The sequence below is a fragment of the Luteimonas campi genome, assembly GCF_051162505.1.
Taxonomy (GTDB): Bacteria; Pseudomonadota; Gammaproteobacteria; order Xanthomonadales; family Xanthomonadaceae; genus Luteimonas.
In genome coordinates this window covers 342,242-366,634 of sequence record NZ_JBNWEM010000003.1, presented here as the reverse complement: position 1 = coordinate 366,634, position 24,393 = coordinate 342,242, and the positions used below count along the sequence as shown (strand labels likewise).

25 protein-coding genes are annotated in these 24,393 nt (G+C 69.2%); 5 read left to right on the top strand and 20 right to left on the bottom strand.

The features are described from left to right. Position 1: 1 nt before the first annotated feature. From ACQYVW_RS11615 to grxD, 8 genes are all read right to left on the bottom strand, one after another. On the bottom strand, positions 2–1,276 hold the full coding sequence (locus ACQYVW_RS11615; protein ID WP_434947092.1) for a PilW family protein: 1,275 nt from the start codon (positions 1,274–1,276) through the stop codon (positions 2–4). Next, a complete protein-coding gene (gene pilV / locus ACQYVW_RS11610; RefSeq protein ID WP_434947091.1) occupies positions 1,273–1,746 on the bottom strand; it encodes a type IV pilus modification protein PilV in 474 nt (157 codons plus the stop codon). The genes ACQYVW_RS11615 and pilV overlap by 4 nt, the downstream gene beginning before the upstream one ends. Then, entirely contained in the window at positions 1,743–2,291 is a 549-nt protein-coding gene (locus tag ACQYVW_RS11605) for a GspH/FimT family pseudopilin (protein WP_434934685.1), read from the bottom strand. The genes pilV and ACQYVW_RS11605 overlap by 4 nt, the downstream gene beginning before the upstream one ends. A gap of 105 nt (positions 2,292–2,396) precedes the next feature. After that, a complete protein-coding gene (gene ppnN, locus ACQYVW_RS11600) occupies positions 2,397–3,770 on the bottom strand; it encodes a nucleotide 5'-monophosphate nucleosidase PpnN (protein ID WP_434947216.1) in 1,374 nt (457 codons plus the stop codon). A gap of 122 nt (positions 3,771–3,892) precedes the next feature. Next, positions 3,893–7,195 carry a TonB-dependent receptor gene (locus ACQYVW_RS11595; protein WP_434934686.1) on the bottom strand — a complete coding sequence of 1,101 codons (3,303 nt, stop codon included), beginning with the start codon at positions 7,193–7,195 and terminating at the stop codon, positions 3,893–3,895. Between the two features lie 233 nt (positions 7,196–7,428). Continuing rightward, positions 7,429–8,028, bottom strand: a complete 600-nt coding sequence (locus ACQYVW_RS11590; RefSeq protein ID WP_434947090.1) for a YhgN family NAAT transporter — start codon at positions 8,026–8,028, stop codon at positions 7,429–7,431. Continuing rightward, positions 8,025–8,735, bottom strand: a complete 711-nt coding sequence (locus tag ACQYVW_RS11585) for an SDR family NAD(P)-dependent oxidoreductase (protein ID WP_434947089.1) — start codon at positions 8,733–8,735, stop codon at positions 8,025–8,027. The genes ACQYVW_RS11590 and ACQYVW_RS11585 overlap by 4 nt, the downstream gene beginning before the upstream one ends. After that, a complete protein-coding gene (gene grxD, locus ACQYVW_RS11580; protein WP_434934692.1) occupies positions 8,732–9,052 on the bottom strand; it encodes a Grx4 family monothiol glutaredoxin in 321 nt (106 codons plus the stop codon). Before grxD ends, ACQYVW_RS11585 begins: the two co-directional genes overlap by 4 nt. A gap of 106 nt (positions 9,053–9,158) precedes the next feature. On the opposite strand from grxD, the gene ACQYVW_RS11575 reads away from it, so the two are divergent. After that, entirely contained in the window at positions 9,159–9,746 is a 588-nt protein-coding gene (locus ACQYVW_RS11575) for a Fe-Mn family superoxide dismutase (RefSeq protein ID WP_434947088.1), read from the top strand. Positions 9,747–9,789: 43 nt separating this feature from the next. Here the strand turns inward: ACQYVW_RS11575 and ACQYVW_RS11570 are convergent, their stop codons facing one another. Further along, the gene (locus tag ACQYVW_RS11570) at positions 9,790–10,941 is read right to left on the bottom strand and encodes a 5-(carboxyamino)imidazole ribonucleotide synthase (protein WP_434947087.1); all 1,152 of its coding nucleotides are present in this window, start codon (positions 10,939–10,941) and stop codon (positions 9,790–9,792) included. A 7-nt stretch (positions 10,942–10,948) separates the two neighbouring features. Next, positions 10,949–11,452 (bottom strand): 5-(carboxyamino)imidazole ribonucleotide mutase, encoded by a 504-nt coding sequence (purE, locus tag ACQYVW_RS11565; protein ID WP_434935604.1) that lies wholly within the window; start codon positions 11,450–11,452, stop codon positions 10,949–10,951. Between the two features lie 57 nt (positions 11,453–11,509). On the opposite strand from purE, the gene ACQYVW_RS11560 reads away from it, so the two are divergent. From ACQYVW_RS11560 to ACQYVW_RS11550, 3 genes are all read left to right on the top strand, one after another. Then, a complete protein-coding gene (locus tag ACQYVW_RS11560) occupies positions 11,510–11,794 on the top strand; it encodes a Trm112 family protein (protein ID WP_434947086.1) in 285 nt (94 codons plus the stop codon). A 95-nt stretch (positions 11,795–11,889) separates the two neighbouring features. Then, positions 11,890–12,771 carry a carboxylating nicotinate-nucleotide diphosphorylase gene (gene nadC / locus ACQYVW_RS11555; protein ID WP_434947085.1) on the top strand — a complete coding sequence of 294 codons (882 nt, stop codon included), beginning with the start codon at positions 11,890–11,892 and terminating at the stop codon, positions 12,769–12,771. Positions 12,772–12,886: 115 nt separating this feature from the next. Further along, positions 12,887–13,222: a DUF3301 domain-containing protein gene (locus ACQYVW_RS11550; RefSeq protein WP_434935598.1), complete on the top strand. Its 336-nt coding sequence runs from the start codon at positions 12,887–12,889 to the stop codon at positions 13,220–13,222. Positions 13,223–13,294: 72 nt separating this feature from the next. On the opposite strand, the gene ACQYVW_RS11545 is transcribed toward ACQYVW_RS11550, so the two are convergent. The 6 genes from ACQYVW_RS11545 to ACQYVW_RS11520 all read right to left on the bottom strand — a co-directional run bounded on the left by ACQYVW_RS11545 (position 13,295) and on the right by ACQYVW_RS11520 (position 18,601). Further along, complete coding sequence (locus ACQYVW_RS11545; RefSeq protein ID WP_434935596.1) at positions 13,295–13,726, bottom strand: ClpXP protease specificity-enhancing factor; 432 nt, start codon at positions 13,724–13,726, stop codon at positions 13,295–13,297. A gap of 61 nt (positions 13,727–13,787) precedes the next feature. Beyond that, a complete protein-coding gene (locus ACQYVW_RS11540) occupies positions 13,788–14,423 on the bottom strand; it encodes a glutathione S-transferase N-terminal domain-containing protein (protein WP_434935594.1) in 636 nt (211 codons plus the stop codon). A gap of 144 nt (positions 14,424–14,567) precedes the next feature. Continuing rightward, entirely contained in the window at positions 14,568–15,269 is a 702-nt protein-coding gene (locus ACQYVW_RS11535; protein WP_434935610.1) for a cytochrome c1, read from the bottom strand. A gap of 37 nt (positions 15,270–15,306) precedes the next feature. Next, positions 15,307–16,566 (bottom strand): cytochrome b, encoded by a 1,260-nt coding sequence (locus ACQYVW_RS11530; protein WP_434947084.1) that lies wholly within the window; start codon positions 16,564–16,566, stop codon positions 15,307–15,309. A gap of 1 nt (position 16,567) precedes the next feature. After that, positions 16,568–17,200: a ubiquinol-cytochrome c reductase iron-sulfur subunit gene (gene petA, locus ACQYVW_RS11525; protein WP_434947083.1), complete on the bottom strand. Its 633-nt coding sequence runs from the start codon at positions 17,198–17,200 to the stop codon at positions 16,568–16,570. Between the two features lie 459 nt (positions 17,201–17,659). After that, positions 17,660–18,601 carry a lytic transglycosylase domain-containing protein gene (locus tag ACQYVW_RS11520; protein WP_434947082.1) on the bottom strand — a complete coding sequence of 314 codons (942 nt, stop codon included), beginning with the start codon at positions 18,599–18,601 and terminating at the stop codon, positions 17,660–17,662. A 216-nt stretch (positions 18,602–18,817) separates the two neighbouring features. On the opposite strand from ACQYVW_RS11520, the gene miaB reads away from it, so the two are divergent. Further along, positions 18,818–20,209 carry a tRNA (N6-isopentenyl adenosine(37)-C2)-methylthiotransferase MiaB gene (miaB, locus tag ACQYVW_RS11515; RefSeq protein WP_434947081.1) on the top strand — a complete coding sequence of 464 codons (1,392 nt, stop codon included), beginning with the start codon at positions 18,818–18,820 and terminating at the stop codon, positions 20,207–20,209. Between the two features lie 138 nt (positions 20,210–20,347). Here miaB and ACQYVW_RS11510 read toward each other — a convergent pair whose 3' ends face one another. From ACQYVW_RS11510 to ACQYVW_RS11495, 4 genes are all read right to left on the bottom strand, one after another. Then, positions 20,348–21,133: a hypothetical protein gene (locus ACQYVW_RS11510; protein WP_434947080.1), complete on the bottom strand. Its 786-nt coding sequence runs from the start codon at positions 21,131–21,133 to the stop codon at positions 20,348–20,350. Positions 21,134–21,164: 31 nt separating this feature from the next. After that, complete coding sequence (locus ACQYVW_RS11505; RefSeq protein ID WP_434947079.1) at positions 21,165–22,187, bottom strand: M15 family metallopeptidase; 1,023 nt, start codon at positions 22,185–22,187, stop codon at positions 21,165–21,167. A gap of 155 nt (positions 22,188–22,342) precedes the next feature. Then, the gene (locus ACQYVW_RS11500; protein WP_434947078.1) at positions 22,343–23,440 is read right to left on the bottom strand and encodes an ABC transporter permease; all 1,098 of its coding nucleotides are present in this window, start codon (positions 23,438–23,440) and stop codon (positions 22,343–22,345) included. Then, on the bottom strand, positions 23,437–24,345 hold the full coding sequence (locus ACQYVW_RS11495) for an ABC transporter ATP-binding protein (protein ID WP_434947215.1): 909 nt from the start codon (positions 24,343–24,345) through the stop codon (positions 23,437–23,439). Before ACQYVW_RS11495 ends, ACQYVW_RS11500 begins: the two co-directional genes overlap by 4 nt. Between the last annotated feature and the right edge of the window lie 48 nt (positions 24,346–24,393).

The window sequence follows — 24,393 nt, the reverse complement described above, 5'->3', positions numbered from 1 at the left end:
CTCAGTTGCCGAACAGACGATTGCGCAGCGCAATCGTGCTTTCGTAGACGGCCCGGTAGCGGGTGTCGTCCGGGGGGGTGAACGTGACACCGAGCGCGGACAGGCGTGTCGCATCCCCGTCGCGCTGCTCGGCCGCTGCCGGCTCCGTGCTGCGGGCCAGCAGACCGACCCGGACGAGGCCGACGCGCCGCCATGCGGTTTCCGGGTCCGCTGCAGGCTCGACAGCCGTCGCCACCAGGCTGCTGCCGATGTTGCCCGTCGGCGTGGTTGCGGCTCCGGTGTTGTTGTCCTGGCCGTATTCCAGCTGGAGCGACTCGATGCCCTCCACCAGCTCTTCCGGGTCCATGGCCGTGACTGCCGCCGAACCGGGCGCCGCGGTGTAGCGCATCCGGTAGAGGGCGGGGTTGTCGTTGGCGTTGATGCCGACGTAGTACACGACGCTTTCGGCGCGGTAGAGCATCGCCTGGCCGGTGGTGAACGGCGGCGTCGTGAAGAAGCTCGACTCGTTGAGTCCGCCGAGACCGACCGTGACGCTGCCCGCAGCCGATGGCGAAGCCGAAAACGGCGTGCTGGTCGCCTGGAAGACCGCGGCCTGCATGCAGTCGGCGATCGCGAACAGACCGGGGTTGGCGAGGCCTTCGGTCAGCCGCCCGGACTGGCCGGCTTCGAACTGGATAGTGGCCGGATCGCCCGGCGTGAATGCGGTGACCTGCGCTCCGATCGGGGCGAAGGTGCGCAGGACGAGGACGTCGCTGCCCGCGATGGGCGCTCCGGCCGCCGTCCCGCTCGGAAAGTCGTCGAACAGACTTGCCGGCATGCCCGACCAGCTGGCCAGCGATGCCGAGCCCGGCATGGAAGACAGCGTAACGGTATTGCCGTTCGCGGTGTTGACCGCCTCGTAGCCGACGATGGGCATGTCGAAGCGGAGCGCCAGTTCGGGTTCGGCGGCATAGTTGCCCGCGAATTGCTGCGCGTCGGTCAGGAACGTGGAGACCAGCGCCGGGCGTGAGGCGGTGACGTTGCCCGGGAGGAACCGGGCCTGGTCGTTCACGCAGCCGGCATGTCCCGCCATGCGCAGGTCGCGCTGCAGGATATCGATCGCGAACCGGCCGTTCTCCTGGGTTCGGGCCAGGCCTGCGGAGAGCATGTAGGCGGTCCTCGAAGCGGCGAACACCTCCACCAGCGCCAGGATCAACAGCGAACCGATCGCCAGCGCGACCATCAGTTCGATCAGCGAAACGCCCTTCTGCGAGCGACGCGTAGAGTGATGGCTCACAGGGTCGTCTCCAGCTCGATTCGGCCACCGCCGCTCAGGTTCTGCGTCTCGTTTTCGGCCCAGACCACGGTAATCGTGACCTCCGGCGCGTTGGTGACGTCGACTTCAGCATGGGAACCGGCGCCGAGCGCCTCCCGCACTTCGCACTGCCAGCGCTCCACGTTCCTGGCCGCGGATGTCGATGCATAGGTCTCGCAGCCGCCGGATGCATCCACGGTGGCGAAGTCGGATTCGCCCATCGCGTAGGCCGCGACTTGGCTGCGGTTCGCGCGCATCGTGTCGAGCAGTTCGCTGGCGAGGTTGACGGCCAGCGTGCGCTGCTGGGCACTGTGCGTGTAGCGCAGGTTGACCGTCTGCATCAGGGCCAGGCCCAGCAGGCCGAATGCCAGCACTAGCAGCGCGACCAGCACCTCGATCATCGAGAACCCGCGCTGGTGCGGCGCGAAGCGCTTCTGTGGTCGCCTGTTCATGGGCACACCCTCTTCTGGTTCACGATCTGTCCGGACACGTTGATGGCCAGATCGCGCACGAGCTCCTGGCCGGCCGGACAGGTGTCGGGCTTCAGTTCGAAGGTGGTCGAGGTGCCGGTCACCGGACGCCCGCGGTAGTCGAATCCGATCCGGTCGACTGGCGCGGCGGCCGCATTGGCCGCGGTCAGTACCAGCCGGGGGTGGGCATTGACCACGCGCACGACGGTATCGCTCGCCGACTGAAACGTGCCGTGGTTGGCGGCAACATCGCCACCATCCACCCAGACCAGCCAGCCCGCATTCCAGTCGCTGCCGCAAGCCACCCCATCGGCACTGGCGCAGATGCCGCCCCCGTCGGTGCTCCGGATGGCTTCGGAGCGCGCCAGCGACACACTGGCGATCAACTCGTTGGTGGTCGTGGCCAGTCGGTTGCGCCGCATCGAGCCTTCGAAGCTCGGGAACGCGGCCGCCACCAGGATGGCCACGATGGCGATCGCCACCAGCAGCTCGACGAGGCTGAACCCCAACAGACTGTTGCGCCGCATGTCCCCCACCCGTTCCCAGGGCTATCGGGCTAGGGTACAGACGGTGCCCGGGGGGGCAACCCCGGCAGGACGAACGGTGCCGAAGCCCGGACGAGCGTCACCCGGTCAGGCGATCACCCGGTAGCAGGGGCGATACTCGCCGGAAATCTTCATCCGGCGCTGCTGCACGAAGGCACGCAGCAGCGCGTCCAGCGCCTGCATGATGTCGGGGTCGCCGTGGATCTGGAACGGCCCGAACTCCTCGACCCGGCGCATGCCGTCTTCCTTGACGTTGCCGGCGACGATGCCGGAGAAGGCGCGGCGCAGGTCCGCGGCCAGGTCCTGGGGCCTGCGGCCGTGGCGCAGGTCGAGCGCGGCCATCGCCTCGTGCGTGGGCACGAACGGCTGCTGCACGTCGAGCGGGATCTCCATGCCCCAGTTGAAGAAGAACGAGTCCTTGTGCGCGATGCGGTACTCGCGGACCTTGCGGATGCCGGCCGACATGCGCTTGGCCACCTTCTCGGGGTCGGCCACGATGATCTCGTAGCGCGAAGCGGCCGCCTCGCCCAGCGACAGCCGGATGAACTGGTCGATCTGCTCGAAGTACGGCGCCGAGGCGGTGGGGCCGGTCAGGATGAAGGGGAACGGGATGCCGGCGTTCTCCTCGCGCAGCAGGATTCCGAGCAGGTAGAGGATTTCCTCCGCCGTGCCGACGCCGCCGGGGAACACGATGATGCCGTGGCCGAGCCGGACGAAGGCCTCCAGGCGCTTCTCGATGTCCGGCATGATCACCAGTTCGTTGACGATCGGGTTGGGCGACTCGGCCGCGATGATTCCTGGCTCGGTGATGCCGATGTAGCGCGGCCGGCGCTTGCGCTGCTTGGCGTGGGCGATGGTGGCGCCCTTCATCGGGCCCTTCATCGCGCCCGGCCCGCACCCGGTGCAGATGTCGAGCCCGCGCAGGCCCAGCTCGTAGCCCACGTTCTTGGTGTACTGGTACTCCTCGCGACCGATCGAATGGCCGCCCCAGCAGACCACCAGGTTGGGATCGGACGGCTGCAGCGCGCGCGCATTGCGCAGCAGGCCGAACACCGCATTGGTCAGCCCGGACGAGGTCTCCAGGTCCTCGGCGTACTCGGGACCGAGTTCGATCGCGGTGTAGGCCAGGTCGCGCACCACCGCGAACAGCAGCTCGGCCACGCCGCGGATGATCTCGCCATCGACGAAAGCCATCGCCGGTGCGTTGAGTAGGTCGATCCGCAGGCCCCGGTCGTGCTGCAGCACCTGGATGTCGAACGAGGGATACAGTTCCTGCGCCGCGCGCGGATCGTCCGACGCACTGCCGCTGGTCAACACCGCCAGCGCGCAGCGGCGCAGCAGGTCGTGCATGCCGCCGGCCGACGCATCCCGCAGGCGCGCCACCTCGTCGCGCGACAGCACGTCCAGCCCGCCCTTGGGGTAGATCCGGGCGCTCACCACCGGCAGCGAAGTCACTGCCATTTCGTTCTTGAGCTGTTCCATTCGGGGCTCTCTCTTCAGGCTGGCGACTGTAACGCAGCCGCCCCTACAAACGGAAACGGCCGGGTTGCCCCGGCCGTTTCGGTGCTGCGAACCGCCAGCGGTCAGAACTTGTAGCGGAAGCCCAGCTGGAGCGACCAGCGCGACTCCCAGTCGGTCCAGACCGGCGTGGTCACGCCGTTCGGATTCCGGCTGCCCACCGCATCGCTGTTGAAGTTGTAGATGTACCGACCGGTCGCCGCATCCACGCCCTGGAAGCCGACCGCAACGCGGTCACCGTAAGGCGAGTTGTACTGGATGCGCCCCCAGTCCTTGTTGATCAGGTTGCCGACGTTCATCACGTCCAGCCAGATCTCGGACTTGTGGCCCTTGAAGAAGCCGGGCAGCTCCTGACTGATGCGCAGGTCGAACTGGTTGACCCAGGGGTTGCTGAACCCGTTGCGCTCGGCCACCGCTCCGCGGTAACGATCCAGGCCGTTCTCTGTGATCCAGTCGAAGAACGCCGCTTCCATCGCGGCACCGCCGGTGAAGATCACCTCGCCCACCGACGCCGGCACGTACAGCAGGTCGTTGGTGTAACCGTCGCCGTTCATGTCGTTGGCGAACCGCCAGCTGTGCGGCGCACCCGAACGGCCTTCGTAGAACACCGAGAAGATCGTCGCGTAGTCGTCGAAGAACGACTTGCGGAACTGCATGGTGCCGGTGATGCGGTCGCGGATCTCGTAATTGGAGGTGGCAGCCTCGTCCGAGTTGGGGTCGAAGATCGCCTTGTTGGACCAGTTGGAGATGGCGCGCGAACTGGTCAGCGGGTTGACTTCGGTGGCGTTCGTGTAGGTGTAGTGCAGCGACCAGCCCCAGGTGTCGAGCAGCGGCTTGTTCAGGCCCGCGGTGAACTGGGTGGACCTGCCGTTGTCGGTGTTGGTGAGGAGCAGCACGCCGTCGCCGGCCCATCCGGTGACGTTCTCGTAGCCCGGCAGAGTATCAGCCAGCGCCGCTACGCCGACACCACCGTTGGCACGCGAGGCGGTGCGGGTGTTGACGTTGCCCCAGTAGAAGGTCCGGCCGTCATGCGTGCCGTCCACATAGGTCGGCGCGCCAAGGTCCAGGCGCTCGAAATGCAGGCCCTTATTGACGCGGGTGTACAGCAACTCCGCCGACGCCACGATGCCGTGCCACGGCAGTTCCTTGTCGAAGGCCAGGTTGGCCTTCCACACAGAAGGCTGCTCGAAGTCGCGGTCCATCAGGTTGACCATCATGCCGTAGCCGCTTGCCGGGTCAGGACGCGGCATGTTGTCGACGTCGTCCAGCTGCACCGGCAGCCAGCCGTCCGCGGTGTTGCGGTCGTTGTAGCCGATCAGGCCGAAACCAGTGTTCTGGTAGGAGTTGCCCACCCACACGTTCGCCGCCGAGCCCTGGAACAGGCCCACACCGCCGCGCAGCTGGCTCGGCAGATCGCTGTCGAAGGTGTAGTTGAATCCGAAACGCGGCTGGACCAGCGCGTCGTCCATCTTCTCGCGGTTGTCGTAACCGTAGTACGCCTGCACCAGCTGGTTGTGCACCGGCACGTCGTCCATGCTCGGGATGTCCACGCGCAGGCCGAACATCAGGGTCAGGTTGTAGTTGAACGCCCAGCTGTCCTGCACGAACAGGCCGGTGTTGGCGTGCTTGTAGCGCATCGCCACCGAATCCAGGTCATTGCCCGGCACCGGCGCATTGAGGTCGTAGACTGAGTACTGGCCAGCCCGGAAAGCATCCAGTCCGGCGAAGACGTAGGTGCCCCAGATGTTCTGCGCGTAGAGGTTGTAGACGTCGTTGCGCTCCCAGTCGAAGCCGAACTTGAGCGTGTGGTCGCCGACGTACCAGGTGGCGGCACCGAAGGCGTTCTCGGTGGTGGTGTTGATCTGGTTGCCGTGACGGAACTCGTCAGTACCGAAGTTCAGGTACGGGGGAGCGACGACGCTGTCGCCCGCGGTGTTCTCGCCGAAAGTCACGACCACCTGGGGCAGGCGCGAGTAGACCGTGCTCAGCGAGTCATAGGTGCGGCGGCCAACCTTGAACTCCGTGCTGAAGCTGTCCGACCAGTCGCTGAAGAGCTGCACCACGGAGGTCTCGACGTTCTTGGTGACGTCGTACCAGCGGCTGTTCAGTCCCAGGGCGGGACCGGAGACACCGACGTTGTGGCTGTTGTAATTCATGCTGTTGCTGGAGCCCGCCAGGTTGGGCTCAACCTGCTCCAGCTTGGAGAAACGCGCGGACAGGCGGTGGTTGTCGTTGATGTTCCAGTCGATCTTGGCCGCGTATTCCTCGACTTCGTTCTTGATGCTCGGCGGCGATTCCATGCTTCCGATATCGACGTTGTACACATCACGGGCGATCTGCTGGGCCTCGGCGATCTGCTCGTTGGTGATATCGACGATGGTGTTGGCGCCCGAACCGACCGGGCCGAACGAGGAGCCGGCGCGGTCGCGGCTGAACTTCTCGTAGTTCACGAAGAAGAACAGCTTGTCCTTGATGATCGGGCCGCCGAAGGTCGCACCGTAGGTCTGCTCGTCGTTGAAGCCGGTGAAATCGGCTCCGGACACCGGATGCTCGCCCCACCAGTCGCCATCGCGGTAGGCGCCGTAGATCGAGCCGTGGAACTCGTTGGTACCCGACTTGGTTACCGCATCGATCACCGCGCCAGTGGCGCCGGTGATGGTGGTGTCGTAATTGGAGATGTCGACGTTGATCGCCTCGATGGCATCCATCGACACCGGCTGGCGCATGGTCGGGAAGTTGTTCGACTCAAGGCCGAAAGTATCGCTGGTGTTGATGCCGTCGATGCGGATGGCGTTGTAGCGCGGATTCTGTCCGCCAACGCTGATCTCGCCGCGCGACTTGTCGCTCTGCGCGATGCGCGGATCCATGCGCACGTAGTCCTGGATGTTCCGGTTCGCCGACGGCAGCGCTTCGATCTGCTGCTGCGAAATGTTGGTGCCCGTTCCCATCTTGTTGGCGCTGAAAATGTCCGTGGCCCCGGCGATGCCGACGGCCGTCACCGTACTCAGGGTGGTCACGTCGGCAGCCAGCGAGGCATTGATCGTGTTCACCTGATTCAGCGCCAGGTACACGTTTTCCTCGGTCTTCGTGCCCTCGCCCGACTTGGTGATCGTGATCTCGTACGGACCGCCCACGCGCAGGCCGCGGGCGTTGTAGCGGCCGCTGGCATCGGTGGTGGCGCGGCTGACCGTGCCCGACTCGACGTGGGTGATGACGACTTCCGCGCCCGCGACGGGCTGGCCGCTGTTGTCGGTCACCAGGCCGCCGACGCCGGCGGAGGTGCTCTGCGCGAATACGGGCGCTGCGGCGAGCGCAGCGATCAGACCGATCGACAGTTTCGACAGTCGGATCCGGTTGCGGTGGGTCATGGGATTGCCTCGATGCGGGGTGGTCTTGGTGGCGGAGCAACCTTGTGCGGCGGCCACGGACGCTTGCGTATGGCAAGGCCGTGGTCGGCGGCATGGTTAACTTCAGATTAACACATTAACCGTTTCACATGACAGCGAAAAGACAGCTGTCAGCGTATGGAAGTGCTTGTCCACGCTGGATTTCATGCCGAATCCAAATTGCTGTTCCAAGTGCTTGTTGTTGCTATGCAACATCAGCTGACGAGCGACAGCCGCAGGTAGCTGGCCACCCCGTCGAGCAGCATCTGCACCGAGATCGCCACCAGCAGCATGCCCATCAGGCGCTCAATCGCGGTCAGGGCGCGCGAACCCAGCAGGCGGTAGAGCGAGGTGGCGGAGAACAGGATGGCGGCGGTCGCGGCCCAGGCCAGCAGCAGGGCCAGGCTCCATTCGCCGAGGCGATCGGGTTCCTTGCTGCCCATCAGCATCACCGCGGCCATGCCGGAGGGCCCGGCCACCAGCGGAATGGCCATCGGCACGATGAAGGGCTCGCCCCCGGGAATCTCGCCCATCAGGCCTTCCGGCGGCGGGAAGATCATGCGCAGCCCGATCAGGAACAGGACGATGCCGCCTGCGATGGCCACCGACTCCTGACGCAGGTGCATGACCTCCAGCGCGTACTTGCCGGCCCACAGGAACAGCATCAGCACCGCCAGCGCGATCAGCAGTTCGCGCGCCAGCACGATGCGCTGGCGACGCGGCTCCAGCCGTCGCAGCATGCTAAGGAACACCGGGATGTTGCCCAGCGGATCCAGGATCAGGAACAGCAGCAGCGCCGCCTGCAGGATGGTCATGGCGCGGGAGGGGCCAGCAGGGCGATGCAGTCGGCGGCGTAGCGCGCCGGGTCGCGCGCCTGGCGATCGCCCTCGACGGCGTAGGCGCGCGCGCGCAGCGGCGTACGCATCGGCCCCGGCCGCAGCGCACGGACCCGCAGCGGCGTGGACGCGGTTTCCGCATCGAGCATCGCCACCAGCGCCTCCTGGCCGTGCTGGGCGATGCCGTACCCGCCCCAGTAGGCAGGCGCGGCGCAGGGCGCCGGATCGATGACGAACACCAGGGTGCCGGCATCGGAGGCGCGCAACAGCGGCAGGCAGGCCTGGCTCAGCCACCAGCGCGCGGTCAGGTCGACGTGCAGGGCGCGGGCGAACCCGGCCGGATCGGTATACTCGAGCGGCGTGAGACCGGCGAAATCCGCGGCGCAATGGACCAGGCCGTCGAGCCGCCCCGGGCGATCGGCGAGCCTCGCAGCCAGTTCGGCATAGTCGTCGGGCGAGGCGCCCTCCAGGTCGAGCGGATAGAGCAGCGCCTGGCCGCCTGCCTTCTCGATGGCGTCGGCCACCTGCTCGAGCTTGCGCGACTTGCGGCCAGCCAGCACCGGGACGGCGCCGGCCTGTGCGCAGGCCAGTGCAACGGCGCGGCCCAGCCCGCCGTGGGCGCCGGTGACCAGGATCACCCGCCCCCGCAGCGCGTCGCCCTGCAATGCCGGGGACGTTGCGCTCACGCCTTCTGGACTTCCGCGATCATCCGCGCCAGCTCCCCGCTCTCGTGCAGTTCGAGCGTGATGTCGCAACCGCCGATCAGCTCGCCATGGATGAACAACTGCGGGAAGGTCGGCCAGTTGGAGAAACGCGGCAGGTTGGCGCGGATTTCGGGGTCGGCCAGCACGTTCACCGTATGGATGCCGGTCGCCCCGGCGGCCTTCAGCACCTCGACCGTGCGACTGGAGAAGCCGCACATCGGGAACTGCGGCGTGCCCTTCATGAACAACACGACGGGATGGTTTTCGACCTCGGCCTTGATGCGGTCCAGCGGCGTCATCGCGCAACTCCTGTACGGCGGCAACGCACGAAGCCTGCCCCCGGTAGTGGGTTTTGCGTATTGTATGCCGCGCTTCCCCGCGCCGCCGCCCGGACCCGACCGCACGATGCCGATCCAGCCGCAACCGCTCCACTGCGACGCCAGCGCTTTCGCGCCGCAACTGCCGGCAGACTTGGTGGCGCGGCATCGGGCCGCGCAGCAGGCGGGCGTCGAAGCCCTCAATGCCCTGCTGGCCGACGAGGTCGCCGATCCGCCGCCGACCCTGGAAGAACTGGCGCGCACGGCCCGCGGCGCGGTCGCCGCGCGCGCGGCCCAGGCCTGGGCGGAGGAGTTCTACTGGTCGGCGCTGCGGCCGGCGGACGGCGGGCCGCGCGAGGAGCCGCGCGGGCCGCTGGCCGAATCGATCGCCCAGGCGTTCGGCGACCCGGGCCGGATGCGCGAGCGCTTCGCCGAGGCCGCGACGCGGCTCTCGGGCCCGGGCTGGCTGTGGCTGGTCCAGCGGCGCGACCGCCGGCTGGCGATCCTGGCCACGCCGGGCTCGACCACGCCGCTGACCGGCGACGATGCGCCGCTCCTGGCCTGCCCGCTGTGGCCGCACGCCCTGCCCGACGATGGACCGGACGCGCGCGAACGCCATCTCGCGGCGTTCTGGGCGCTGCTGGACTGGAAGGCGGTGGCGAGCCGGATGCGCTGAGGCCGCAGGCACCACCCGGTGCCGGCGGCCGGGGCGCCCCCGCTCAGCCCTCGATCGCGGCCAGCGCCTGCAGCACCGGGGCCACCTGCGTCTCGCGCCCCAGGGCCGTACCCACCGCGCGCAGGGATGGCACGAGCCCGCCGACGTCGTCCGCACGCAGCGTGGCGTGGCCCACCTTGCGGCCGTCGCGCGGCTGCTTGCCGTAATCGTGCCAGTGGCCGCCGGCCTGCCCGAGCACCGCCTCCGCCCGCGGCATCGCGCCGATCCAGTTCAGCATGCAGGCATGCCCGCGCGCGCGGGTGTCGCCCAGCGGCAGCCCGAGCACGGCACGCAGATGGTTCTCGAACTGCGAGGTTTCCGCCCCCTCGATCGTCCAGTGGCCGGAGTTGTGCACGCGCGGCGCCATCTCGTTGGCCAGCAGCATGCCGTCGCGGCAGAACAGTTCCAGCGCGAACACGCCCACGTACTCCAGCCGTTCCGCAAGCGCGCGCGCATAAGCATGCGCCCGTTCGGCCAGCGCCGGCTCGCAGGCGGCCGGGGCAAGGCTGGCCGACAGCACGCCGTCTACGTGCCAGTTCTCGGTCAGCGGCCAGGTGCGGAACTCGCCGTCGCGCCCGCGCACGGCGACCACGCTCAGTTCGCGCTCGAACGGCACGAAGGCCTCGAAGATCAGGCCTACCGCCTGCGCCTGCGCGCCCAGCGCCTGCCAGGCCGCCTCGACATCCGCCAGCGACCGGATCCGGAACTGCCCCTTGCCGTCGTAACCGAGCCGGCGCGTCTTGAGGATGCCGGGCACGCCCACCCGGGCGACCGCCGCATCCAGCGCTTCGCGGCTTTCGACCGCGGCGAAGTCGGGCACCGGGATGCCCAGGTCGCGGAACAGGGTCTTCTCCACCAGGCGATCCTGCGCGGCCGCCAGTGCGCGCGGTCCTGGATACACCGGCACCCGCTGCGCCAGCCATTCCGCGCTGTCAGCCGGCACGTTCTCGAAATCGAATGTCGCCACGTCGATGCGTGCGGCGAAATCGGACAGCGCGGTTTCGTCGCGGTAGTCGCCCACCAGCAGCGGCGCGCACTGCCCGGCACAGGCGTCGGCGACGGGGTCCATCGTCACGAAGCGCAGGCCGAGCGGCGCGCCGGCCAGCGCGAGCATGCGCGCCAGCTGCCCGCCGCCGAGGATGCCGACCGTGGTCATCGCACGCTCACCGGCGCGGGTCGTCGGCGCCGGCGACCTCGTCGGTCTGGCGCTGGCGGAACGCGTCCAGCGCGGCACCGATCGCCGGCTGCGCGTGCGCGAGCATGGCCGCGGCGAACAGCGCGGCGTTGGCGGCCCCGGCCTGGCCGATCGCGAACGTCGCCACCGGAACGCCCGCAGGCATCTGCACGATCGACAGCAGCGAATCCATGCCGTTGAGCGCCTTGCTCTGCACCGGCACGCCGAGCACCGGCACCGCGGTCTTGGCCGCGAGCATGCCCGGCAGGTGCGCCGCGCCACCTGCGCCGGCGATGATCGCGCGCAAGCCGCGCGCCTGCGCCGTCGCCGCGTAGTCGAACAGCACATCGGGCGTGCGATGCGCCGACACCACGCGCACCTCGTGGGCGATGCCGAGCGCCTCGAGCTTCTGCACGGCGTGCTGCATCGTCTCCCAGTCGGAGCGCGATCCCATCACGACGCCGACCAGCGGAGTTGCGGAAGAAGCCGACATTCGGTGTCCCCGGACCTAAAGACGTATTCTAGCGGTTCATCCGACCGCCTTCCCGCCATGGACCGCAAGCTGCTCGACCTCCTCGTCTGCCCCGCGAGCCGGCAACCGCTGGCCCTCCTCGACCCAGGCAGCCTGGCCGCCCTCAATGCCGCGGTCGCCGCCGGCACGCTGCAACGCGCCGATGCGTCCGCGCAGTCGGCGCCGCTGCGCGAAGCGCTGGTGACGCACGACCGCAAGCTGGTCTACCGCATCGACGACGGCATCCCGGTGCTGCTGGCTGAGGAAGCGATCCCCACCGCGCAGATCGCGGACTTCCCCAAGGGCGACCGGCCACGCGCCTGAGGGACGCGACCCGGACCGCAGCGCGGGCCCTCCGGCCGCGGCCTTCGGGCACGGCCAGCCGACGCCCGCAACAGCCACCCGACCGAGGTGCCGCCATGCCAGACCCCTTGCGCCCGCTCGCCCCGCAGCCCGATCCCGCACAGGTGGCCAGCGACGTCGGCCGCGCCCTGGCCGAAGACCTCGGCGGCGGCGACGTCACCGCCGCACTGCTGCCCGACGACGCGGACCGCGCCTACCTGCTGTGCAAGGAGGATGCGGTGGTGTGCGGGCGGCCCTGGTTCGACGCCTGCCATCGCACGCTCGACCCCGAGGTCCGCATCGAGTGGCGCGTCGCCGAAGGCGATCGCGTCGTGGCCGGCACCGTGCTGGCCACGCTGCAGGGCCGCGCGCGCGCGCTGGTCAGCGCCGAGCGCGCCTCGCTCAACTTCCTGCAGACCCTGAGCGGCACCGCCACCGTCACCGCCGCCCATGTCGCCGCCGTCCGCGGCACCGACGCGCGCATCCTCGATACCCGCAAGACCCTCCCGGGACTGCGCGCCGCGCAGAAGTACGCGGTGCGCACCGGCGGCGGCGACAACCACCGCATGGGCCTGTACGACGCGGTGATGCTCAAGGAGAACCATGTGCGTGCATTCGGCTCGGTCGCGGCAGCGATCGCCGCCGCGCGTGCCGCGCAGCCTTCGCTGCCGCTGATCGTCGAGGTGGAGACGATCGAGCAGCTGCAGGACGCGCTCGCCAGCGGCTGCGATCGCATCCTGATCGACGACTTCGATGCGCCCACGCGACGCGAAGCCGTGCGGATCGCGCATGGCACGCCCTGGCAGGGGCGGATTCCGCTCGAGGTTTCCGGCGGCGTGGACCTGGACGGCGTGCGCGCGGTCGCCCTCGACGGCGTGGACTGCATCTCGATCGGTGGCCTGACCAAGCATCTGCGTGCGATCGACCTGTCGCTCAAGCTCGGCCCACCGCCAGGCTGATCGCGCGCCCCGACGCGGCGCGGCGAGGTTCGATCCACTGCCTGCCCCAGCGCCGCCAGCTAGAGCGGACGAGTGCGATTGCAATCGCCCGCCGCCGACGCCACATTGCAGCCCTATGCCCGACTTCCCCGCCCTGATCGCCCTGATGCTCGCCGGCGCCGCCGGCTACGCCTGGTGGAACTCCGCCCGCGCCGCCGCGGAACGGGCGGCGATCGTCGGCCGCGGCGCCTGCCAGGCCGCCGGGGTGATCTGGCTCGACCAGAGCGTGCACGCCAGCGGCCTGCGCCTGCGACGTCGTCCGGATGGGCGGCTGGGGCTGGAGCGCAGCTTCCGCTTCGAGTATTCGGAGGACGGGGTGCAGCGGCACGTGGGGCGCCTGGTGCTGCACGGCGAAGAGCTGGTCGGCTTCAGCGGGCCGGCGCGGGCGACCCAGGTGGTGACCCTGCACTGACCGCCAGCCTGGCCGCGGGCGCAGCCGGCCGCGGATAGCCGCGACAGCACGGCCAGTCAGTTCGCGCTCGCGCTACTTGATCACCCGCAGGTGCGCGCCGCGCCTGGGGGCGTCGTCGCCCGGGGCATCATCCGGCGGCGTGGGTTCGTCGTCCGGCGGCGGCGCGGCCGAGCCGGTATCGTCCGGAAGGGCCATGCCCTGTCCGGTCTCGCGCGCGTAGATCGCCAGCACCGCGGACACCGGCACGACGACCGGGTGGCTGACGCCGCCGAAGCGCGCGGTGAATCGCACCGCATCGTTGTCCAGTTCGAGCTTGGCCACGGCCCGGTCGGCGATGTTGAGCACGACCCGGCCTTCCTTGACGGTATGCGGGGGCACGCGCACGCCCGGAAGCTGCGCATCGACCAGGATGTGCGGGGTCATGCCGTTGTCGGCGATCCACTCGTACAACGCCCGCAACAGGTACGGGCGATGACTGGTCATGCTGGGGGGGGCATCGGACATCGGGCGTGATCCGGATCGGGGCCGCCGGCGTGCTGCACGCCGCAGGCGACCCCGGGGTCCATCAGTCCGGCAGGTCCCGCAGGTGCTTCTCCTGCGGCGTCAGGCTGCGCACGAAGCCCGGGTTGCGGAAGATGCGGTTGCCGTATTCCTCGATCACCTTGCCGTCCTTGGGCAGCGGCACGTCCAGCGCCGGCAGGCGCCAGATGATCGGCGCCATCGCGCAGTCGGCCAGGCTCATCTCGTTGTTGAGGTAGAACTTGGCGGCCTTGAACACGGGGATGGCGGCGGTGAGCAATTCCTTCAGGCGCTTGCGGCCTGCATCGGCCTGCGGCCGGCCGCCGAACTGGATCGCCTGGACCTGCGGCACCCACTCGTGCTCGATGCGCAGCATCGCCAGGCGCAGGCGCGCGCGCGAAAGCGGGTCGACCGGCATCAGCGGCGGGTGCGGATAACGCTCGTCGAGGTACTCGCTCACCACGCTGGCGGCGTAGAGCACCAGGTCGCGTTCGACCAGGGTCGGGACCGAGTGGTAGGGATTGAGGTCGATCAGGTCGGGGGGCGGGTTCTGCGCGTCGACCGGGATCAGGTCGTAGCTGACGCCCTTGGCGGCCAGTACCAGCCGTACCCGATGGCACAGCACGTCGTCGACGGACGAAAACAGGGTCATTGCATTGCGCATACGTGGACTCGCTGCCATCAACGGCTTCTCCCGCGGCCGGAATCCGCCGGCCACATGGCGCCGCCTGCCCGTCGCAGGCGGTCACCCGGTCTTCGCCCCGGACGATGCCGGGCGATCGCGTCCCGCATCCGCCGGACCGCGCCGCCCGACCGCACCGCCGGATTAGTGCACGTCCCTCCAGTACTCGTTCTTCATCAGCCACGCCAGCAGCGTCAGGAACGACAGGAACAGGATCACCCAGACGCCGAGCGCCGGCCGCTTGAGCGCGGCGGGCTCGCCGGCGTACTCGAGGAAGGCGGTGACGTCGCGCACGGTCTGGTCGAACTCGGCCGCGCTCTGGGTGCCGGCCGAGGAGACCTCCAGGTGCTCGACCTCCGCCTCGGCCGCGCCCTCGGCCTGCTCGGCGTACACCGCGTGCTGCAGGCCCTGCTGCTTCCAGAAGGGGTTGGGCATCGAGGCATTGGGGAACAGGGTGTTGTTCCAGCCGAGCGGACGGGTCTCGTCCAGGTAGAACGACTTGAGGTAGGTATACACCCAGTCGCTGCCGCGCACGCGGGTGATCAGGCTCAGGTCCGGTGGCACCTGGCCGAACCAGCGGGTCGCCTGCTCGGCCGGCATCGACGAGACGATGTGCTCGCCGAACTTGGCGCCGGTGAGGTTGAGGTTGGACATCACCTCGTCCTCGCTCAGGCCCAGGTCCTCGGCCATGCGCGAATAGCGCAGGTACTTGAGCGAGTGGCAACCGGCGCAGTAGTTCATGAACAGCTGCGCTCCGCGCTGCAGCGAGGCGCGGTCGGACAGGTCGGTGCCGGCGTGCTGCACCGGGCCGCCGCCCGCGGCCAGCGCCGCGAACGACAGCAGCATGCCGCTGGCGACGACCGCAAGGCGGGAAAGGATGGTCTTAGTCATGCGTCGTCACCCGTTCCGGCACCGGCTTGGTCTTGTCGATCGCCGTCCACAGCGGCATGGTCAGGAAGAACAGGAAGTAGAAGGCGGTGAGGAAGCGGCCGACGATGGTCTCGACCGGGTCCGTACCGGGGCCGGCGCCGATCTTGCCGAGCCAGATGAAGCTGATCGCGAACAGGCCCAGCAGCACCTTCGACATCAGGCCGCGGTAGCGGTAGGACTTGACCTTGGCGCGGTCGAGCCACGGCACCGCGAACAGGATCGCGATCGCGCCGAACATCACCAGCACACCGCCCAGCTTGTCGGGCACCACGCGCAGCATCGCGTAGTAGGGCGTGTAGTACCACACAGGCTTGATGTGCTCGGGCGTCACCAGGCGGTTGGCCTCGGTGAAGTTGTCGTGCTCGAGGAACCAGCCGCCGAACGCGGGCGCGAAGAAGATCACGAACGCGCATGCGATCAGGAAGAAGCAGACGTAGAAGCTGTCCTTCACCGTGTAATACGGGTGGAACGGCACGCCGTCGGCTGGGGCGGTCTTCGACCAGCGGTTGCCCTTCGGCCCCTTCTTGATCTCGACGCCGTCGGGGTTGTTGGAACCCACTTCATGCAGCGCGCCGATATGCAGCACCACCAGCAGCAGCAGCACCAGCGGCAGCGCGATCACGTGCAGCGCGAAGAAGCGGTTCAGCGTGGCGTCGCTGGGCAGGTAGTCGCCCATGATCCACTCGGTCAGGCCGTTGCCGATCACCGGGATCGCGCCGAACAGCGAGATGATCACCTTGGCGCCCCAGAACGACATCTGGCCCCAGGGCAGCACGTAGCCCAGGAAGGCCTCGGCCATCAGCACCAGGTAGATCAGCATGCCCAGGATCCACACCAGCTCGCGCGGCTTCTGGTAGCTGCCGTACATCAGGCCGCGGAACATGTGGATGTACACCACGATGAAGAACATCGAGGCGCCGGTGCTGTGCATGTAGCGGATCAGCCAGCCCCATTCCACGTCGCGCATGATGTACTCGACCGAGGCGAAGGCTTCCTCCGCGCTCGGCTTGAAGTGCATCGTCAGGAAGATGCCGGTCAGGATCTGGTTGACCAGCACCACCATCGACAGCACGCCGAAGATGTACCAGATGTTGAAGTTCTTCGGAGCGTAGTACTCCGACATGTGCTTGCGGTAGAACGGCGAGAAGCCCGGCGCACGCAGGGTGAACCAGTCCCACACGCCATTGACGCCGCGCTGGATCATGTTGCTCATCTCATGCCGCTCCCGGGTCGACGCCGACGACGATGGTGTTGTCGTCGGCGAAATGGTGCGGCGGCACCACGAGGTTGGTTGGCGCGGGCACGCCCTGGTAGACGCGACCGGCCATGTCGAACTTGGACTTGTGGCAAGGGCAGAAGTAACCGCCCTTCCACTCCGGATCGAACGGCGCCGGACGGATCTCGGCGACCATTTCCGGCGAGCAGCCCAGGTGCGTGCACAGGCCGACCAGCACCGAGACCTCGGGCTTGAGCGAGCGCAGTTCGGGGCTGGCCTCGCTGATGTAGGCCGGCTGCTGGTCGACGTTTTCCGACTTCGGGTCGCGCAGCAGGCCGTCCAGCGTCGGCAGCGCGTCCAGGATCGCCTTGGAGCGCTTGACGATCCAGATCGGCTGGCCGCGCCATTCCACGATCAGGCGCTGGCCGTCCTGCAGGGCGCTGATGTCCACGGTCACCGGCGCGCCGGCGAGCTGGGCCCGGGCGCTGGGGTTCCAGGACTTGATGAACGGGACGGCCGCGAAACCGGCCCCTACCGCGCCGACCGCCGCCGTGGTGGCGGTCAGGAACCTGCGCCGGCCCAGGTGGTCGGGTGCCCCGTCGTCGGGGTCGTATACCGCTTCGTTGGCCATCCGGCTCTCCGCGAAACTTCTGAGGTAGCTGTTTTCAAGTGGCTGCCGCGCGCGCCCCGTCCCCGGAGGCTGGCGCGCAAAGAACGCCGAAGTGTAGCGGAACGCTGAATGCGGCGACAACGTCTGCACCTCCGCGACGCCTGCTTTGCCTGCGCAATCAGGTGCTTGCCGCAGGCCGCCGGAAGCCGGGGACCGGCCCCGCAGCCAGGTTGGCGACGTGCCTCCGCTTCGCGCGACGGAGGAAATCGCGGCGCGGTGGCGAGACCCGGCAGGACGCCGGTGGCGCGACGGCTCAAAGCCGCGCCCCGGCCACCCGCGCGGCGAGCCGCGCCGATGCCGTGAGGGGACGCGGTGGGAAAAGCAGGCGACCGGCAGCGCCGTACCGCGTGGGCAGACGCCCGGACGCCTCCCGGCTAGCCGCGCCTCATGCCGGGCGCCTCCGCCAGCCGCCCTTGCGGCTCAGTTGGCCGCGACATGCCCGCGGTAGCGTTCGGCGAGCTGGGCCACGCGGACCACGTAGCGCTGGGTCTCGCTGTAGGGCGGCACGCCCTTGTGCCGGTCGACCGCGCCCTCGCCGGCGTTGTAGCCGGCCGAGGCCAGGGTGAGGTCGCCGTTGAACCGCTTCAGCAGCCAGGCCAGGTACTCCACTCCGCCGCGGATGTTCTGCGCCGGATCGTAGGCATTGGTCACGCCGAAGCGCTGCGCGGTGGCGGGCATCAGCTGCATCAGCCCCTGCGCGCCTGCGCGCGAAAGCGCATTGGGATTGAAGGCCGATTCGGCATGCATGATCGCGCGCACGATCGCCTCCTCCACGCCGAACTCGTTGGCCGCGGAGCGGATCTCGGCCGCATAGGCGGACGTATTGAGCCGCACGTTGCCGAAATTCACGCCCGGCAGCGGCGCGCAGGCATAGCAGGTCTCGAAGAAGCTGTAGTTGATCGTGCGGACCGCGGTCGCGCCAGCGCCCCCGCGCGGACGCTGGCTGGTGTAGTGGCGCACACCGTCCTTGACGTAGGAATACACCTGGCCCTGCTGCAGCCTCCGGCTGGACTGCGCCGCGGGCGCGGAAACCGCGACCGGGCGCGGCGCGGGCGTCGCGCTGCCCCCGCCCATGAAGGTGGCGGGCGGGTTGTTGTGGACCGTGGCCGGCGACCCGGCAACGGTGTTGGCAGGCGAGGCGCTGCCCGCACCCGGCACCGCGGCCGGTCGCGAGGAGGAGCGCGATGGCGCACTGCGGTAGTTGCTCACCGCCACGCAGCTCGCGCCCTTGACCCGCTTGCTGACGTAGCTGCGAGTCCCGTCCGCGGTATCGCAGCGGTAGATGGTGCCCGCCCACGACGGCGCGGCCAGCGCGATCAGCGCCAACCCGAGGATCGCGACGAGTCCCCTTCCCCCTTTCATGCGCGCAGTGTCCACCCTTGCTGCCACCCCTGCCAAGTCCTTGATTGTTAAACGGCGCACGGTTTGGAAAGCGGACGCCCACCCGCGTCGCCGCGGCAGCCCCTTACACTGGCGCCCCCTTTGCCGCACGCCGGCCCGGACATCGCGCCTGGCGCGGTGGCCTGGGGCCGTCCCACCCATCCGGCCCGGACTCACCGCCGCGCCCCGGAAACGCCCATGATCGAACTGCCCATCCTCGCCGACAAGACCGAAGCCGCCCCCGTCGCGGCCCGCGGCAAGCTCTTCATCCAGACCCACGGCTGCCAGATGAACGAGTACGACTCGGCGCGCATGGCCGACGTGCTGGCCGCCAGCGACGGCCTGGAACTCACGACCAACGTCGAGGAAGCCGACGTGGTCCTGGTCAACACCTGCTCGATCCGCGAGAAGGCGCAGGAGAAGGTGTTCAGCCAGCTGGGACGATGGAAGGCGCTCAAGGCCGGCGGCCGCGAGGTGATCATCGGCGTGGGCGGCTGCGTGGCCTCGCAGGAAGGCGAGGCGATCGTCAAGCGCGCGCCCTACGTGGACCTGGTGTTCGGCCCGCAGACTCTGCACCGCCTGCCGGAGCTGATCCGCGCCCGCCGCGAGCAGCGGCGGCCGCAGGTGGACATCAGCTTCCCCGAGATCGAAAAGTTCGACCGCCTGCCCGAGCCGCGCGCCGAAGGCCCGTCGGCTTTCGTCTCGATCATGGAAGGCTGCTCGAAGTACTGCAGTTTCTGCGTGGTGCCCTACACCCGCGGCACCGAGATCAGCCGGCCGTTCGAGGACGTGCTGGTGGAAATCGTGCAGTTGGCCGGCCAGGGCGTACGCGAGGTGAATCTGCTGGGCCAGAACGTCAACGCCTATCGCGGCGCGATGGAGGGCACGGACGAGCTGGCCGACCTGGGCCTGTTGATCCGCACCATCGCCCAAATCGACGGCATCGACCGGATCCGCTTCACCACCTCGCATCCGCTGGAGTTCTCCGACTCGCTGGTCGAGGCCTACCGCGACGTGCCGCAGCTGGCCAACTACCTGCACCTGCCGGTGCAGTCGGGCAGCGATCGCATCCTGGCGGCGATGAAGCGCGGCTACACCGCGATCGAGTTCAAGCAGAAGCTGCGCAAGCTGCGCGATGTGCGTCCGGACATCTCGATCAGCTCGGACTTCATCGTCGGCTTCCCCGGCGAGACCGACCAGGACTTCGAGAAGACCATGAAGCTGATCGAGGACGTGGGCTTCGACCAGTCGTTCTCCTTCATCTACTCGCGCCGCCCCGGCACGCCCGCCGCCGACCTGCCGGACGATGTCTCCGACGAGGTCAAGCATGCGCGCCTGTCGCGACTGCAGGCCACGATCAACGCCAATGCGGCGCGGATCTCGCAGGCGATGGTGGGCAGTGTGCAGCGCGTCCTGGTCGAAGGACCATCGCGCAAGAATCCGGCCGAGCTCACCGGCAAGACCGAGAACATGCGTTCGGTGAACTTCCCGGCCCCACCGCGCCTGGTGGGGCGGTTCGTGGACGTGGTGATCACCGAGGCGATGAGCAATTCGCTGCGCGGCCGGGTGGCGGGGATCGACTCGGCCTAGCGCGATGGGCGCGACGTGCGGCCCCCGCCCGGTCATCCACCGGCGGCACGCCGCACATGCGCTTGGGGAGAGCGGCTGAGGACGGCCTCGCAACGGCCGCGTCCGTCGCGCGTTGGCGCTTGCCGGAGAGCCTTCCGCTCAGGGGCGGTCGAGGCGCCACAAGGTGCGCCCCTGCGCCCCTTCCAACACCCACCACCGGCCATCGGAAGACACCCGCAGCGCGCCGCTCACGCCGGCGCCAGCGGGCAGACGCACGCTCGCCAGGCCCGCGGCGAGATCCGCGGGATCCGGATGCAGCGGCTGCAGCGTGGCGCGCCCCAGTGGCGCGCCGGGATCGGCCTCCGCGTCCTGCACCCCGGCCGGCAGCGGCGCGATGCGCTCGTCGGCGACGCCGCACTGCGCATCCAGCCAGACCTGGCGGCGCAGCATGCCCACCCCGTCGGAATGCGAATACGCCGCCACCACCGCACCGGCGTCGTCGACCGCCAGCAGGCGGTCGGCTTCGACGCCCTGTGCGCGGCACACGATCTCGCCGTCGCGCCACAGTTGCGGCACATCCGCGATCACCCAGAGCGCGCCATCCGGGCTGAAGCCCAGGTCGGCCACCCAGCTGGCGATGTCCAGGCGGCGCTCACCGGTGGCGGCTGCGTCGAGCGGCAGGATCCGTACCGCTTCGCCCGCAGCCCATGCCAGCCAGGGCTGCGCGGGATGGAAGGCGACAGCGCCTGCGCCGGGCAACGGCCGTGGATCGACCAGCTGCGCCTTGGCCGTATCGGCCGGCTGGCCGGCCGGAGCGGGCTGCGCCGTCGCCTGGTCGCTGGTGCCGGACGCAGCGCAGGCCGCGAGCAGGGCCGCGGCGGCGCAGGTCGCGGCGCGCAGCCACGGCACGCCTGCACCGCGGCGTTGCAATGGGGTCTTCTTCATGCGGTGGGAGTGTGCCAGAGCGGGACAGGCCTCACGGCTGCTGACCGATGCCCATGCGGTCCCAGACGGCCTCGAGGCCTTCGCGGTTGTGCGTGCTGACGAAGCCGCCCGCATCGCTGGCGCCGAAGCCCGGGTGGTATTCGACATGCGGCCGGTCCGGGTTGCGCCAGCGCCCGCCCCAGGTCAGCCCCTGGTCCTCGGCAATCTGGCCGTAACGGGTCCAGTTGCCGTCCTCGGGCCACGAAGGCTGCCCGTTCGGCGTGCTGAACACGACGTCCGCGCCGAGGCCGTAGTTGTGCCAGGACTGGCCGCCGCGCGCACCGGTGACGCGCTGCCCGGGCTCGGTGCGACCCTGCGCATACAGCTGGTCCTGGTGCGCGAAGGTGCGGTAGACCAGGTCCATCTGCATCGCCATGCCCTCCTGGCGCGCACGCACCAGCGTGTCCTTCACGCGGTCGGCGAACTCCCGGTTGACGTTGGCCTCGTCGAGCCGGCCGCGACGATCGGCCGGATGCAGGTCGAGCAGGGTGGACAGTTCGCCGTCGATGGTTTCACGCAGCTGCACGCGTGCGCCCAGGTCGGTGTAGACGTTGCGCGCCTGCTCCTCGCCATCCAGGCGCACGAGGCCGTCGTTGGTGATGCTGCCCACGCTGCGACCGTCGGCATCGAGCAGCGCGCCATGATCGATGGCGTAGGTCTGTCCGTCGATCGTCAGCGTGCCCGCGTCGGGCGAGACCAGCGCGTGCGCGGCGGACGGATCCACGCCCAGCTCCTGCGCGATGCGCCCTTCCACGAACGCCGCGGTCGCCGCGTTCGGCGCGGCCATGAAGTCGTCCAGCGCCTGCACCATGCGCGCATCGTCCAGCGCATGCACGGAGAGGCCGGCGACCAGCCGGTCGAGCGCCTGCAGCGCCTGCGGGTTGTTCTGCAGCCCGGTGCGGATCTCCTGCTCGCGCCGCGACGCGGCCGTGTCGACCGCCGCCTGGGCGGCCGCCGCGGACACGCTGCCGCTGCCCGTGCTCGCATCAATGCCATGGTCGGTAGCGGTCGTCATCGCGTGCCTCCGTGAACACGAACGCCGCGCCGGTCGGCGCGGCTGCGCGAACACGCTAGCGCCACCGCGCACGCCGCCGCAGCTGGGGCCGACCCCAGTCGGCGCCGCAGCGGATACCGAAGCGTGACGGATGCACGCCTGCGGCGACGACGACTTCAGTCCAGCCGCTTGCGGAAGCGCAGGATCGCCAGCGTCATCGTGACTCCGGTGAAGGCCAGCAGCGCCAGCACGCCGGGCCACAGCTCCGCCAGGCTGGCACCGCGCAGCATCACCCCGCGCACCAGGCGCAGGAAATGCGTCATCGGCAGCGCCTCCGCGCCCCACTGCACCACGTCGGGCATGCCGGCGAAGGGGAACATGAAGCCCGAGATCAGGATCGACGGCAGGAACACGAACATTGCGATTTGGATCGCCTGGAACTGCGTGCTGGCGCGGGTCGAGATCAGCAGGCCCATTGCCAGGTTGGCCAGGATCAGCAGCAGCGAGGCGATGTAGACATCCAGCAGGCTGCCGCGCAGCGGCACGTCGAACATCCAGATGCCCAGCACAAGGATGAGCGTGGTCTGCACCAGCCCGATCACCGCATAGGGCAGCACCTTGCCGATCATCAGCCCGGCGCGGCTGAGCGGGGTGGCGATCAGCAGTTCCATGTTGCCGCGCTCGCGCTCGCGCACCAGGGCCATGGCGGTGAACATGGTCATCGTCATGGTCAGGATGATGCCGATCAGCCCCGGCACGATGCTCACCGCCGAGCGGCGCTCGGGGTTGTAGAAGCTCACCACCTCGATCTGCGCGGGCGGCGCCTGCACGCGGCGTCCGTTCACCGCCTCCAGCGGCAGCTGCGCCAGCTGCACCGCCGCGGCCTGGACCACGGTATCGGTGCCGTCGACCATCACCTGCACCGCCGGCCGGCCGTCGGCCAGGCGCCGCTCGTAGTCGGGCGGCAGCACGATCGCGGCGCTGATCCGGCCACGCCGCAGCTGGTCCATGGCCTGGGCCGGGCTGTCGCCCACGCCGGTGATCTCGATGATGCCGGTGGCGCGCATGTCCATCACCGCGGCGCGCGAAGTCGCGGTATTGGCCTGGTCGACGATCATCGCGTCGAGGTTGCGCGGGTTGAAGTTGATCGCGTAGCCGAACAGCAGCAGGTCGATCACCGGGATCGCCACGATCATCACCATGCTGATGCGGTCGCGGCGGATCTGGCGCAGTTCCTTGAGCACCACCGCCCAGAGCCGTCGCCAGGACTTCATGCCGCGCCCGCCCGGTCACGTCCGCGGGTGGCGGCCACGAACACGTCCTCGAGGTTGGCCGCAGAGGGCCGCACCTCGGCCGGCAGCGAGGCTTCGCGCAGCGCGCGCGACACCGCGTCCGCGCTGTCGCGGCCCGGCGCCGACAGCACGCGCAGGCTGTTGCCGATCTGGGCGACGCTGAGCACGCCGGGGAGGCGCGAGAGCACCTGCTGGGCGCGTCGTGGCTGCGCGGCATGCACTTCGACGCTGCGATCGTCCAGCCGTGCCGCCAGTTCGCCCGGCGCGCCATCGGCGACGAGCACCCCGCGATCGAGGATGGCGATGCGGTGGCAGCGCTCGGCCTCGTCCATGTAGTGGGTCGAGACCAGGAGCGTGGTGCCGGCGTCGGCCAGTTCGAAAAGCTTTTCCCAGAAGTCGCGGCGCGACTCGGGGTCCACGGCACTGGTCGGCTCGTCCAGGAACAGCAGTTCGGGCTTGTGGATCACCGCGCCCGCCAGCGCCAGACGCTGCTTCTGGCCGCCGCTGAGGGTGCCGGCAAGCTGCTTCTGACGATCCTCGAAGTGGTACAGGCCCAGCAGTTCGTCCACCCGCGCGCGCGTGTCGGCGCGCGACAGGCCATACACCGCGGCCAGGAACTCGAGGTTCTCCCGCACGGTGAGGTCCTCGAACAGCGAGAACTTCTGGGTCATGTAGCCGATGCGCAGGCGCAGCGCGTCGGCCTGCTCGGGAATGCGCAGGCCGAGCACCTCGATCTCGCCGCCGCTGGGGGTCAGCAGTCCGCACAGCATGCGGATCGTGGTGGACTTGCCCGAGCCGTTCGGGCCGAGGAAGCCGTAGACATGGGCGCGCGGCACGGTGAGGTCGACGTGGTCGACCGCGGTCAGCGCACCGAAGCGCTTGACCATCCCCCGCGCGCGGATGGCGGGCTCACGCTCGCCGGCATCGGTCGACGG